At 37.5% G+C, this 14,021-nt stretch carries 10 protein-coding genes; 6 read left to right on the plus strand and 4 right to left on the minus strand.

Annotation, left to right across the window (positions count from 1 at the left end; genetic code table 11):
- Positions 1 to 8: 8 nt before the first annotated feature.
- The 4 genes from CWS31_RS01515 to CWS31_RS01530 all read right to left on the minus strand — a co-directional run bounded on the left by CWS31_RS01515 (position 9) and on the right by CWS31_RS01530 (position 6,929).
- The gene (locus CWS31_RS01515) at positions 9 to 1,031 is read right to left on the minus strand and encodes an ABC transporter permease (protein WP_211355774.1); all 1,023 of its coding nucleotides are present in this window, start codon (positions 1,029 to 1,031) and stop codon (positions 9 to 11) included.
- 28 nt (positions 1,032 to 1,059) lie between these two features.
- The gene (locus CWS31_RS01520) at positions 1,060 to 2,571 is read right to left on the minus strand and encodes a sugar ABC transporter ATP-binding protein (protein WP_148747668.1); all 1,512 of its coding nucleotides are present in this window, start codon (positions 2,569 to 2,571) and stop codon (positions 1,060 to 1,062) included.
- Positions 2,572 to 2,641: 70 nt separating this feature from the next.
- Entirely contained in the window at positions 2,642 to 3,601 is a 960-nt protein-coding gene (locus CWS31_RS01525) for an ABC transporter substrate-binding protein (RefSeq protein WP_148747669.1), read from the minus strand.
- A 190-nt stretch (positions 3,602 to 3,791) separates the two neighbouring features.
- Positions 3,792 to 6,929 (minus strand): FG-GAP-like repeat-containing protein, encoded by a 3,138-nt coding sequence (locus CWS31_RS01530; RefSeq protein ID WP_246143271.1) that lies wholly within the window; start codon positions 6,927 to 6,929, stop codon positions 3,792 to 3,794.
- Between the two features lie 295 nt (positions 6,930 to 7,224).
- Between CWS31_RS01530 and CWS31_RS01535 the strand changes: the two genes are divergently transcribed.
- The 6 genes from CWS31_RS01535 (at position 7,225) to CWS31_RS01560 (ending at position 13,840) form a co-directional block, all read left to right on the plus strand.
- On the plus strand, positions 7,225 to 8,166 hold the full coding sequence (locus CWS31_RS01535) for a sugar kinase (protein ID WP_148747670.1): 942 nt from the start codon (positions 7,225 to 7,227) through the stop codon (positions 8,164 to 8,166).
- A gap of 180 nt (positions 8,167 to 8,346) precedes the next feature.
- Positions 8,347 to 9,432 carry a glycoside hydrolase family 117 protein gene (locus CWS31_RS01540; protein WP_148747671.1) on the plus strand — a complete coding sequence of 362 codons (1,086 nt, stop codon included), beginning with the start codon at positions 8,347 to 8,349 and terminating at the stop codon, positions 9,430 to 9,432.
- A gap of 183 nt (positions 9,433 to 9,615) precedes the next feature.
- Positions 9,616 to 10,656, plus strand: coding sequence for a UDP-glucose--hexose-1-phosphate uridylyltransferase (locus tag CWS31_RS01545; protein WP_101343344.1), 1,041 nt, complete (start codon positions 9,616 to 9,618; stop codon positions 10,654 to 10,656).
- Positions 10,657 to 10,665: 9 nt separating this feature from the next.
- Entirely contained in the window at positions 10,666 to 11,832 is a 1,167-nt protein-coding gene (gene galK, locus CWS31_RS01550; protein WP_101343345.1) for a galactokinase, read from the plus strand.
- Positions 11,832 to 12,857 carry a UDP-glucose 4-epimerase GalE gene (gene galE / locus CWS31_RS01555; RefSeq protein ID WP_101343346.1) on the plus strand — a complete coding sequence of 342 codons (1,026 nt, stop codon included), beginning with the start codon at positions 11,832 to 11,834 and terminating at the stop codon, positions 12,855 to 12,857. The genes galK and galE overlap by 1 nt, the downstream gene beginning before the upstream one ends.
- Complete coding sequence (locus CWS31_RS01560; protein ID WP_101343347.1) at positions 12,857 to 13,840, plus strand: aldose epimerase family protein; 984 nt, start codon at positions 12,857 to 12,859, stop codon at positions 13,838 to 13,840. Before galE ends, CWS31_RS01560 begins: the two co-directional genes overlap by 1 nt.
- Positions 13,841 to 14,021 lie beyond the last annotated feature (181 nt).

Here is a 14,021-nt window from a genome sequence, read left to right on the forward strand (position 1 = left end):
CAATCCTCTTAATGCTTTTGTTTATTTTTTAATTGTAAATAAATGGCACCAATAATAATTGCGGCTTTAGCAATCATCGCTGCTGAATCAGATATACCATTAGCTAATAGTGTGTAGGTCATCATCTGGATAACAAGCGCGCCTATTACAGCACCTATTACTGGTGCTTTCCCCCCCATCATTACTGTACCGCCAACTACTGCCGCTGATATTCCATCAAGCTCCATTAATAAGCCCGCAGTATTCGCATCTGATGCGGAATTCATTGCGGTGGTAAATAAACCCGCCATGCCGGCGCAGAAACCACAAAAACCATATGCTATAAGTTTGACTTTAAAAGTAGGTAAACCACACAAAAATGCGGCTTTATCATTACCGCCAACCGCTAATAAATAGCGGCCAAATTTAGAGGTTTTAATAATCCATGAAACGAACAGCGCAATAATAATTAATATGACCGCTTGAATAGGAATACCAAACAAACGGCCAGTTCCTAGGTATTGAAAAAAGTCATTATTAAAGGTTTGAATATCGCCATTAGTAAGTAACTGTGCGATACCACGACCTGATATAAATAAAATTAATGTCGCTATCATTGGTTGAATACGGTAATGCCCTACCAAGAAGCCATTAAAAAGTCCGCAGCTAGTTGCAACTAATAATGGCAACACAATGGCAAGAGCGATAGCAATACCAGGGTTGTTGAGTCCAAACTCTGACATAAAAACCATAGGCGCTAAGGCACCAGCGAGAGCCAAAACCGAGCCTACAGAAATATCTATACCTCCGTTGCCAGAGGCAATAACAAGGCACATACCTATAGCAACTATGGCAATTGGCGCGACTTGCGTCATATTGATATAAAAAGTTTGCATAGCAAAAAAATGTGGAGTAAATATTGCGTTAATAATCAGTAAAACTATAAGCGCGACTAGTGCGCCATTATTCTTTAGCAGAGCTTTAAACTTTGCACTGCTTGCTATGCTGCCCGAACTTTCATTTTTATCAATTTGTTGATTAATCATATCCATTATATCTTTCCTAATTCACGGAGACTTTTTAATGTTTGCCTAGCTCATCTAAAATGGCATTTTCTGATATTTCGTCATAGTGTAAGTAATCACGCGAAATACCTTCTTGCATCACCAGCACTTTGTGACAACTGGCTGATATTTCTTCATATTCTGAAGATATAAATAGTACAGATAAGCCTTGTTCTGCTAACGATAAGATGAGGTCTGTTATTTCAGATTTGGCTCCCACGTCAATGCCCCGTGTCGGTTCATCAAGAATAAGTACCTCAGGATTATTTGCCATCCAGCGAGCTAAAAGTACTTTTTGTTGGTTACCACCAGATAATTGTGAAATAGGTTGTTCCATATCAGAAACCTTGATGCCAAGTTTTTTAATGTAGGAGTCGACCAATGCCATTTCTTTTTCTTTATCAATCAAACCATTTTTTGAAAGGGAGTCTAAGATCACCAGTGACATGTTTTCTCTCACTGACATTTCCGGAATAATACCTTCATTTTTTCTATCTTCAGAGCAAAACGCGATACCTTTTTCAATGGCGATTTTAGGTCCATTAACGCCAATAGTTATGTCATTTATTGATATTTTACCTTGATAACTATCGTCCTGCTCAGCGCCAAATATACGTTTAGCCACTTCACTTCGTCCTGATCCTAATAAACCAGCTAAACCTAAAATTTCACCTTTCTTAAGTTCAAAAGTGACTTCTTTTAGTACACCTGAACCGGATATTTTTTCTACATGTAAAATGACCTCATCATTTGCGCAGACTTTAGGTCGAGCATTTTCGTCAGATAATATATCTTCGACGCGTTTCCCCAACATTTTTGCAACCATGTCTTTTTTGGTTAAATCCTTAATCAACGATGTTTCTATCATGCGGCCATCTCTCATAACCGACACTGAATCACAAATTTCAAATAATTCTTCTAGGTGATGGCTAACATAAAGGATAGCTACTCCTTGAGTTTTAAGATCTTTTACCACCTTAAATAGGGTTTTCTTTTCTGCTTCATCAAGTGATGCTGTCGGTTCATCCATGATCAATACTTTGGCGTTGAATGAAACCGATCTTGCTATCGCAATAAGCTGTTGAATAGCAACATTAAATGAGTCAAGGGTACGAGTTACGTCTATATCTAACCCTAAAATTTTAACGGCTTCATCAGCAAATTTATTACAGGCTGCCCAGTCAATTAAGCCATATCTTTTTATTTCTCTCCCTGCCATTATATTTTCAGCAACCGTTCTATAACCTAATAGATTGACCTCCTGAAAAATGGTGCTCATACCGTCGAGCTGAGCTTGGTAGGGGGAAGAGTATTGGACTTGTTTATTGTCGAAAAGAATGCTGCCGCTATCTAATGTATATGCACCATTAAGAATTTTAATTAAAGTAGACTTTCCGGCTCCGTTTTGACCGATAAGTGCTCTAACTTCACCGGGATTTAGTGATAGGTCAATACTGTTTAATGCAGGAATATTATTAAAGGATTTAGAGATGCCTGTGACTTGTAAAATAGGACTGTCCCAGTTCATATATCACTCCTTGAGTGTTTGAAAGTTGAGGGGGAGCACCCCTCAATTTAATTAAAATGATTAAAAATGATTAGAAGGCATCATTAATGTGTTGAGCAGCGTTAGAGGCGTCAAATATTCGATCTTCTGTTTTAACCCACGGTTCTATTTTTTCTCCGCTCGCATAACGTTTCATCGTTTCACAAGCGAGTGGGCCAAACTTAGGTGTTGACTCAACAATAAAGGCCATTTTTCCATCTATAATGGCCTGCAAGCCATCACGGGTGCCATCTTTACCACCGACAATAATGTCTTTTCCTGGTACTAGACCAGCAGCTTCAATCGCTCTAATTGCACCTAAGGCCATTTCATCATTATGCGCCCATACCATAGTAACGTCAGGGTTGGTTTGAAGAAGTGTTTCCATTACCTTGCGCCCTTTATCTCGAGCGTAATCACCTGTTTGTGATGCTACAATTTCCATATCTGGATATTTGGCAATGACACTATTAAAACCCACGACGTGATCAAGTGCAGAAGTAGAGCCGGTTGTGCCTTCTAGCTGAATAATTTTTCCTTTCCCACCAGATAGTTTTACGAGCAACTCTGCCGCGACTTCACCTTGTTTGATAAAGTCTGAGCCAATGAAAGTAACGTAATCTTCACCTGGTTTTACAACTGTCTCGTCTACTTTACGGTCAACGAGGAAAACAGGAATACCTCTTGCTTTTGCTCTTTTTACTGCGGGTACAAGAGGGCGCTCTTCACGAGGAGGTAAAAAAATCACATCAACTCGCTGTGCAATCATTGAATTGACATCGGAAACTTGTTTGGAAGCAGAGCCTGAAGCATCTGTCACAATCAATTGCCAACCACACTCTTTAGCAATATTTTTGAAGCTATCTGTTTCTGCTATTCGCCATGGATTATTGTTCTCTGATTGTGCAAAACCTACTTTGTATTGAGCTTTTTCTGCAAGCGGTGGCGGCGCTGCAAAAACTGATGTGGATACAGCACAGGCAGCATATAGTGCGATTAAATTTAGTTTCATTCTCAAGTTCCTTTATTAGACGTTATTATATGGGACAACTCATGGTGATGTTTCACGTTACAGGTTTAGTAGGGCCTATATACTTTAAAATCATCAACATCAGTGTCTTGGCTAAATTTTAGGGCTGTATAGTTAAGGTTGGTAAAAACCCAAAACTTACAGCAGCCAGGTTTATAAAACACAATATTAATTAGTTAGATTTCTTAGCATCAACAATCGTAATTGGGTATATTTCGTGTTTATACATTTGCCCATTACTTGACGCGAACGATACATTTAAATAATAAAAATGCCCCGTAGGTAATTCTGAAGTTGGCGTTAGGCCATCAAGTGAAATGGTCATTGAAGAACTACCAGATTCTGTTTTTAAGGCACTGGAGTCAGTTAAAACAATATCTTTTGCGGGGATCCACTTATATTTAAATTCTCGCAACCAATATCGAATACCACCTTCGTCAGCCGAAATCACCGTATTGTCAGTACCAGCATGATAATTAACATCGATCTTTATACTTTCACCAACAACAAAATCAGTATTTTCATATTTTTGGGGATCAATAATATTCACATATGGCTCAATAAAAGGTTTTATCAAAATCTCTAATTGATTGTTAATTTTGGTATTTTCTTGTGAAGTTACGTTAATGGTAACTATTCCTGCTTGTAATGCACTGATTGTTCCATCTGGGCTAATATGAGCAATGTCAGTGTTACTACTAGACCAGTGTAATGCGGAATTATCTGCATATTCTGGTAATACAGTGGCATGTAGATGCAGTTTTTGTCCTTCAATCATCGTTTGGGGTTGCTTCGGTAATAATATTGACTCAACGGGTATTGCATACCAGTCAACAATGGTGATTTTACTTGAACTAGTCAGGCCATTTGTTGGTGTTTTTGCTGTAATGGTAGCTGAGTTGTTAATATCTCCAATCGCTTTTACCGTGCCACTTTCATTAACGGTGACGATAGACTCATCACTTGATGACCAATGAACCCTATCGTTTGCGTTGATAGGTGTTGTGTTAGCGCTAAGTTTTATGGAAGTACTTTTTCTTACTTCGATGGTTGCAGGCGTAACCGCAAGTGTTACCGGATCAATATTATCGGTATCAAACAATTTATTAGCCGTTTGCCCTTTGATAGTGACTGTTTCACCATTACGCCACCTTATGTTAATACTTTCTATGGTATCTTCATCACCTAAACCAAAATGAACAATATTGAGTAAGCTTTGTGAAAAAATTGCTCCAGCAGAGCCGACACGTTTTCTATATTCCTTGGACGACGTTTTAACAATTACCTCAGCAGAAATAGCATCAACATTTGATTTAGGCGCATAGCCTACCTTGACTAAAGCATAATTTCCTTGGCTAGGGCTTTTGTTAGCACCTTGATTAGCGTATAAGTACCATTCACCGTCTTCGCTACCATTGAGTAAATCTACATCACCATCTAAATCGAAATCAAAGGCTTGCCCCATATCACCATTGCCAGGGCCTCCAACATCGTTAGCACCGTGCATAGTAACAGTTTCAAAACCGCCTTTACCTGTGTTCAATAACATATAATCAGAGATTCTAGCGCCAATTAATCCCCACCGATAAACAAAAAGATCTTGGTGACTGTCGTTATTGAAATCACCAACGGTAACACCAAGAGAATTGCCGCCTGACGGTATATTCCATTCCTGTGAAACATCAGTAAATTTGCCATTGTCATTTTTTAATAAAATATCAGCAATGTTCCGGTTTTCAGGTTCAAATCCTAGTGTTACATCGTCTACGCCTGAAAGGCTAAACCTGAAAGTCCAAAAAATATTATCAGTACGTACGAGTGCTGCTTGCCACTTACCATTACCAAGATAACCGAAATAGACGCCATTTTCTGAGATGTCTTCTGGCCAACCTGTTGATTCATCAGGTGTTATATCTAACTCTTCACCTTTAGCAAGTATCTTGGCGGTTTTATTACTGCCAAGAAAAATGGGATAATCTTTGCCTCTAAAAGTACCTTGAGTTAAAAAGTTATATTGATGTAGTTTGATAGCACCATTAGCGGTGAACTCAAATTCATCAACGCCTTTATAGCCTCTTGGTTTAATAGAAAATTCTTTACTGATTGGATCATGATCAACAGACGGTGCCTCACCAAAACCATGTTCAAAAACTTTACCTCTAGCAAGGTATAAATCGAGATCACCATCGTTATCAATGTCAATATCGGTTATTGCCATTACATCATGAAGTTTGGCAATATCTTCGGGGATTTGAGCAGTGATCTCTGTAAAGGTAAAGTCTCCATTACCCTGCCAAATAGAAAGTGGGCTATATAGAATGACATCATCAATGTTATCGCCATTAATATCTGTGATTAGTGCGCGTGATGGCTCTTGATCTTCTAAGCCTTTTATTGATTGGTATTCAAAGGCACCATTACCTAAGTTTTTATAGAAATAATGCTGTGGTTTACTATGTTGAAGGCTTGCTTCGTTTATTAGCATTAAATCCAAGTCACCATCGAGATCCATATCAGACCATTTAGCGCCTCGACCTCGACCTCCTCTGTCTATATTTACATCACCGGTACTAAGTACGAAATAGCCATTACTGTTTTGGTAGAAATTAGCTTTGCCGGGGTTTTTGCCGTTACCTCCCCCAAGCGTTACTACCATATCTAAATCTCCGTCATTATCGTAATCGCCAACGGAGGTGCCGTGTAAGTCATGCATAAACCATCGAGCGAGATTTTGATTATGTTTAGTTACTGTGCCGTCACCATTATTCCAATACAGTTTACTGGATTCTTCATTATGGTTATTAACGATGAAGTCATAGTCACCATCATTGTCTATATCGGCTATGGTTGGGCCGCCATACTTAATTGAGCTAACTTTATCAATGCCTGCAGCAACTGATATGTCGGTATATTGTGGTAGGTTTAAGTCTTTTACGTCTTCAAATGATACGTTATTGATAGTTAGAGTCGCGCCTTTAGTAACTACTTTTAATTGTACTTCACCTAGTGAATTAAACTGCACTAGAGCATTAAGTGTTTGCTTACCCTGCTTTGGTATATTGAGGTTATCAATTAATAACTTATCATCTGCGTATAAACTCAAATTTGCATAATTACCTGAATTGTCTACATCAAGTACTATCTTTTTTAACAAAGAATTTTCAAGATGACTATTAATAATTAATGGCGTTGAAGGTGATACTACTATTGGAAAAGACGTTGTTTTGTCTGTTTTGCAGGCAACTAAAGCTAGCGCTATTACCAACAAAGAAGTAAACCAAATGGACTTTATTATAAATTTGTTTTTCAAGGTTTATATCCTCTTACTGCTTATTTAACTACCAGTGTTTATTACAGTGCGCATTAACTGATTTTTTATCGAATTTAAATCTATACCCGTTATCATTCAAAATGCAGGTTCCCGTACTTTGAATGGTAACGGGTATATTATTAAGCAATAGCATACACTAAAAATAATGCTTGCATATAATTAATTGTTAACAATTGTTACATACTAGGTTATTATGAATTACTAAGTTAATGCTTACTTTACAAATAAACTTAAGACATTTAGTCCCTAACGTTATAAGCAAGAGAATTAAAATATGGCTGCACTGTTGGCAATTGGCGAATGTATGATGGAATTAACTCCGCAAGGTGATAAAAGCTTTAATAAAGCTTTTGCTGGGGATACTTATAATGCTTTGGTTTATGCAAAGCGAAGTGTTCCAGAGCTCAATGCTTTTATTTTTTCAGCGATTGGTAATGATGATATCAGTAGAAGTATGTCAACTGAGTGGGAAAAAGAAGGAGTTAATACTTCCTTTACGTTAATTTCTAATACTGCCACTATTGGTATTTATGCTATTTCAACTGATGTGACAGGCGAAAGAAGTTTTAGTTATTGGCGTAAAAACTCAGCAGCATCACAGATGATGGCTATAAAGCCAGTGTATGAGTTAATTGAAACTTGTCCTGACGTAAGCTGTGTATTTTTCAGTGGTATTTCATTGGCTATATTGTCTGAAGAAGATAAAGCCGTTTTAATTAAATTTATACAAGGTTTAAAAGCTAAAGGCGTGAAAATAGCGTTTGATCCTAATTACAGACCTGCGATGTGGGTAAATAAAGAACATGCTGTTTTTTGGTTAGAACAAGCTTATAGCGTTAGTGATATTGTACTTCCAGGTGAAGAAGATCATCAGGCGTTATTTGCTCATCAAGACCACATTGCTATAGCAGACTATTGTCAGCTTTTTAATGTGCAAGAAGTGATTATCAAATGTGGCGAAAAAGGAACCTTTGCATATTTTGATGGCAAGCTGACTGCTCATCAGCCGTTCAAAGCTGCACCTATTCAAGTTGACTCAACAGCAGCTGGTGACTCATTTGCGGGTACTTATTTAGCACAACGAATAATTAATAATGATATTGCTACTGCCTTGCAACAAGCGTCAAAGGTTGCGGGTCACGTAGTGCAGCATCGTGGCGCAATTATGCCATCAGAACAATATGAAAAAGTAATTAATACCAATCTCACAAATTAGGTGATCATTTATACGAGCTAAAACCACTAACTACAGCGTTATTTATTTAATAATTAGAACAACTAGTTATGTAAATAAAAGCCTTGTATTTAATGATTTTCCCTCCGTCTAAAATAGATCACTTAATTAATGAAACTGGTATAACTAATTCGAATGTCACATATTTAAAAAGGTTTAAAAATGAATTTATCAAATAAAAAATTAAGTTTAGCAAGTCAACGCGCTCTAGAACGTGGTTATGATGATAAAGACTCTAGCTGGATGATTGAGTTCGATGTCGTTGAACTAAAAGGTGACTTTGCTTTTGAGGAAGGGGTGATTCGTCGTGATCCTTCTTCGGTTATAAAAGTTGATGGCTTATACCATTGCTGGTATACCAAAGGTGAAGGTGAAACTGTTGGGTTTGGCTCTGATAATCCTGAAGATAAAGTGTTTCCGTGGGACTTAACAGAAGTGTGGCATGCCACATCAGAAGATACGATTACATGGAAAGAGCAAGGCGTAGCAATTACCAGAGGCGCTAAAGGTTGTTTTGATGACAGAGCCATTTTTACCCCTGAAGTATTGCATCATAACAATCGCTTTTATTTAGTTTATCAAACGGTGCAATTTCCTTATAGCAATAGACAAATTGAAGAAGTAGCTATGGCTAGTGCTGATTCGCCTTATGGTCCTTGGAAAAAATCTAGCAAAGCAATTTTAAGCCCGAGCCAAGATGGTGTTTGGGATGGTGAAGAAGACAGTCGATTTTTAGTAAAAGAAAAAGGCAGTTTTGACAGTCACAAAGTGCACGATCCTTGTTTAGTTTTTTTTAATGACAAATATTACCTTTATTATAAAGGTGAAACCATGGGCGAAGAAATGAACTTTGGTGGCCGTGAAATAAAGCACGGTGTTGCCATTGCTGATAATATTGAAGGTCCTTATATAAAATCTGATCTCAATCCAATTTCGAACAGCGGTCATGAAGTTGTGGTATGGAACTATCAAGGTGGTATTGCTAATTTACTAACCACTGATGGTCCTGAGAAAAATACCGTACAGTTTGCACCTGATGGTCTTAATTTTGACATTAAAGCCCATATAAAAGGCGCACCAGAAGCTATTGGTTTGTATCGAGATGATAGCGGTGAAGAATTAGCGTCTCCTGGTTTGTCATGGGGGCTTTGCCATAAATATGATAAAAGTTGGAACTGGAACTTTATCTGTAAGTTTTCTATCAAGCGTCAAGTATTAGATGCTGGTACTTTCCAAAACTCTAATTAGCTTTTAAAGCGCATTTCTAGTCACCAAATCTAAGCATCTAATTAATAGATGCTTTTTTTTAAGTCTCACCATTTTTTTCGTATTTATAATTGTAACTCAATAAATTAATTGTTAACAATATACATTAAAGGGTGTAGACTATTATTATTGAATTAACCTAAAACTAAAGCTAGGTAAAGCATAATGAGCAATATATTCGACCCAACTGAGCACCCTCATCGCCGATTTAATCCATTAACACAAGAGTGGGTTTTAGTCTCTCCGCATCGCGCAAAACGACCTTGGCAAGGCCAGGAAGAAGTTGCCGATGAATCGGAAAAACCTGCCTATGATGAAAACTGTTTTCTCTGTCAAGGTAATACAAGAATCAATGGTGAGATAAACCCTAACTATACAGATACGTTTGTTTTTACCAATGACTTTGCTGCATTAAATGAGCAGACGCCAAGTTTTGAAAATCATGATCCATTATTCCGCTTATCTGCCGAGCAAGGCGTAAGTCGTGTTATTTGTTTTTCTCCTGATCATGGTCGGTCATTACCAGAGTTATCTTTATCAGAAGTGACTAAAGTTGTTCAAACTTGGAAACAGGAATGTGACGATTTGTCTAAAACTTATGCTTGGGTTCAGGTTTTTGAGAATAAAGGCGCGGTTATGGGTTGTTCAAACCCACATCCACATGGTCAAATTTGGGCACAAAATCAGTTACCTACTTTAGCAATCAAAAAACAAAATGCGTTTGATGAATATAAGCAGAAGTTTGGCACCAACTTACTTGCTGATTATGTTGCTAAAGAAATAGCGAGTGAAGAACGAATTGTTGTTATGAATGATGATTGGTTAGTCGTAGTGCCTTACTGGGCTGCATGGCCATTTGAAACACTATTATTACCACGCTTCAATATTCAAAGAATGACTGAGTTAACCCCATCGCAGCAAGAGAGCCTTGCTGATGTTTTGAAACAGATCACTATCCGATATGACAATTTATTCAAATGCTCTTTCCCATATTCTATGGGCTGGCATGGAGCTCCTTTTGACGGTGAATCACATGAAGAATGGACATTACATGCACATTTCTTCCCTCCATTATTACGCTCAGCTACCGTTAAAAAGTTTATGGTAGGTTATGAAATGATGGCTGAAGCACAACGAGATATAACGCCAGAACAAGCAGCTGAAAGGCTAAGAGCACAGCCGTCCACTCACTATAAAGCCTCTTAGGAGTTAGTTATGAATATTATTGAAAAAGTAAAAAGTAAATTTTTAGAAAGCTATCAAAAAAGCCCTGACTTTACCGTTAATGCGCCAGGCAGAGTTAATTTAATTGGTGAACACACTGATTATAATGATGGCTTTGTTTTACCCTGCGCTATTGATTTTGCAACTGTTATTTGCGTTTCACGTCGTAGTGATTCTTTGGTGAATATTGTTGCTATTGATTGCGATGAACAAACAGATACTTTTGATGTTAATTCTACCATTAATAAGCATGAATCTCAGCTCTGGAGCAATTATGTGCGAGGTGTTGTGGATGAAATTAAAAAAGCTGGTTTCACTTTAGCAGGTTGTGACATTGTTATTGGTGGCAACATACCTCAAGGCACAGGGTTAAGTTCATCTGCATCTTTAGAAGTTGGAATTGCAGCTGCTTTTAACCACTTATGTCAATTAGATATTTCGTTGGTTGATATAGCAAAAATATCTCAAGCAGCTGAAAATAACTTTGTTGGTTGTGCTTGTGGCATTATGGATCAGTTAGCTTCAGCTTGTGGCAAAAGTCAGCAAGCAGTAGGCATAGACTGTAGAAGTTTAGACTTAACCTATACCACTATTTCAGATGATATGACTATTATGATCATCAATTCGAATGTTAAACGTGGCTTAGTTGATAGTGAATACAATACTCGTCGAGAGCAATGTGAAGAGGCTGCGGCATTCTTTGGTAAAACAAGCCTTCGTGATGTAGAACTAGCTGAATTTGAATCTAAAAAAGGCGAAATGGATAGTATTGTTGCCAATAGAGCCGAACATGTTTTATTTGAAAACCAACGTACATTAGACGCATTAAAAGCGTTTAAAGTAAATGATGTTAAAGAAATAAGCAGTTTAATGGCACAAAGCCACGCTTCTATGCGTGATTTGTTTGAAATAACTACGACAGAGATAGATTATCTTGTTGATATTATCTCGTCAGTGATTGACGAACGTGGTGGTGTTCGAATGACTGGTGGTGGCTTTGGTGGTTGTGTTGTTGCTTTTGTTGCCAATGATTTAGTTGATACGGTAAAACAAGTTGTTGAAGATAAATATACAAAAGAAACAAGCCTTGTGGCAGATATTTTTGTTAGCCGTGCAGCGAATGGTGTTTCGGTTATCAATGAAGTTGAGGAAGCTTAATGAGTCATATACTTATAACAGGCGGTGCAGGCTATATTGGTAGTCATACTGTTTTAGAATTACTTAATTTGAATAAAAATGTCGTTGTTATTGATGATTTAAGTAACGCCTCTCGCGAGTCGTTAAATCGAGTTGAAGGTATATCTGGTAAAAAGGTTACTTTTTTTGAAGGTAGTGTTTTAGATAAAGAACTACTTAGCAGCATATTTTCACAGTTCTCATTTAGTGCTGTTATTCACTTTGCCGGCCACAAGGCGGTAGGTGAATCCGTGAAAAAACCATTAAGCTATTATCACAACAATGTGGAAGGCACAGTTATTTTAGTTGAAGCCATGCTTGAACATAATGTAAACAACTTAGTGTTTAGCTCATCAGCAACGGTATATGGTGAAGAGGCAGAAGCGCCTTATGTTGAAACACAAAAACTAGGTTCACCGACTAGTCCTTACGGTCAAACTAAGTTGATGGTAGAACAAATTCTCGCTGATGTTGTTAAAAGTAATAACAACTTCAAAGTGGTAAATTTAAGATATTTTAATCCAATTGGTGCAGATAAAAGCGGCCTTATTGGGGAAGATCCAAGCGGTATTCCAAATAATTTAATGCCATTTATTGCACAAGTCGCGGTAGGAAAAAGACCTCAACTATCAATATTTGGTAATGATTATGATACTGCTGATGGTACTTGTGAGCGAGACTATATTCATGTTACTGATTTAGCTAACGGCCATATCGCTGCGCTTGATTGGTTGGTAGAACAAAATAATGGCATATGCGAAGCCTTTAATCTTGGTACGGGCACTCCTTATTCTGTGTTAAAAGTGCTTAAAACGTTTGAGCAGTCTACCAAGGTCAAAGTGCCTTATAGTTTTGAACCAAGACGAGATGGTGATTTAGCCGCGTTTTGGGCTAATGCTGAAAAAGCTAAAAAAACACTTAATTGGTCAGCCAAAAAAAACATGGAAGAAATGATGGTGGACACTTGGCGATGGCAATCAAACAACCCTAATGGTTATGCAAATTAATGAGTGAATTACGCACAACCTTATTACAAAATAATAAGGGGATGTCGGTTGAAATACTCAGCTTTGGCGCCCGTATAAAGTCTATTTTATTTCCTGTTAAAGGAAAGACGACCGAAATGACGGTAGGTTACTCTACCGCTGAAGGTTACCTTACAGATGAATTTTATTTAGGGGCTACTTGTGGAAGAGTGTGCAATAGAATTGAAGATGCGCGTTTTGAATTAGGTGGAGTTCATTATTTTTTAACAAAAAATGATAATGAAAACTGCCTTCATGGCGGTATAGACAATTTTTCTTCTCGTTATTGGCAAATTCAGTCTTTCAGCAAATCAGCGGTAACGTTAATTACAGAGTCAAAAGATGGCGACCAGGGTTTTCCTGGTAACTTAACACTACAAGTGGAATATCATTTAACTGATGATAATAAACTGGAGATAAATTATTTAGCGACGACTGATGCTCCTACACCAATAAATATTACTAATCATGCTTATTTCAATTTAGGTGATAACAGTTGTGAGTCATTAGATTTAGAGTTATCAGCGGCAAGTATGCTGGAACGAAAAGATAATAGTGCGCCAAGCGGTGTTATCTTACCGGTAGAAAACTCAGATTTTGATTTTAGACAAGTAACAAATATAGGTCAAAGGCAAGCTAATTTTACGGATGTTAGCTTACAAGACATGGCTTGTTTTGATCATTGCTATATATTCGATAGTAAAGACAACACTTTACCGAAAGCGACTTTAATATCGAAAAATAATGCCGTTAAAATGTCATTGTATACCGATCAACCTGCGATGCAACTGTATACGGGCCGGTATCTTGAAGGTAACTTTATTGCTTACCAAGGTGTTTGTTTAGAAGCGCAAGGTTATTCTAATGCTGTAAATACACCTCATTTTCCTACTAGTATTTTACAAGTAGATGAGCAATATCAGCGGCAGATTGTTTATCATTTTGAAAGTACAGAAGTTAACTAGTCTACGCAAATGTAGCGTAAGTATAATTAGGGGGAACCGAGCTGGTTTAATATATATCCTAGAGCTTAGGTTTGTATAAATTAATCGGCAACTCCCATTAATCAAAATCCAACTTAATCTTGCAAACAAACTAGCCAAACACACCAACTAAGTCGTTATAAAACACTTATCAGTAGTTATC

Source organism: Colwellia echini (assembly GCF_002843355.2).
GTDB lineage: Bacteria > Pseudomonadota > Gammaproteobacteria > Enterobacterales > Alteromonadaceae > Colwellia > Colwellia echini.

Coding starts and splice junctions, on each gene's coding strand:
- CWS31_RS01515 (WP_211355774.1), bottom strand. CDS start 1,031: ATGGATATGATTAATCAACAAATTGATAAAAATGAAAGTTCGGGCAGC.
- CWS31_RS01520 (WP_148747668.1), bottom strand. CDS start 2,571: ATGAACTGGGACAGTCCTATTTTACAAGTCACAGGCATCTCTAAATCC.
- CWS31_RS01525 (WP_148747669.1), bottom strand. CDS start 3,601: ATGAAACTAAATTTAATCGCACTATATGCTGCCTGTGCTGTATCCACA.
- CWS31_RS01535 (WP_148747670.1), top strand. CDS start 7,225: ATGGCTGCACTGTTGGCAATTGGCGAATGTATGATGGAATTAACTCCG.
- CWS31_RS01540 (WP_148747671.1), top strand. CDS start 8,347: ATGAATTTATCAAATAAAAAATTAAGTTTAGCAAGTCAACGCGCTCTA.
- CWS31_RS01545 (WP_101343344.1), top strand. CDS start 9,616: ATGAGCAATATATTCGACCCAACTGAGCACCCTCATCGCCGATTTAAT.
- galK (WP_101343345.1), top strand. CDS start 10,666: ATGAATATTATTGAAAAAGTAAAAAGTAAATTTTTAGAAAGCTATCAA.
- galE (WP_101343346.1), top strand. CDS start 11,832: ATGAGTCATATACTTATAACAGGCGGTGCAGGCTATATTGGTAGTCAT.
- CWS31_RS01560 (WP_101343347.1), top strand. CDS start 12,857: ATGAGTGAATTACGCACAACCTTATTACAAAATAATAAGGGGATGTCG.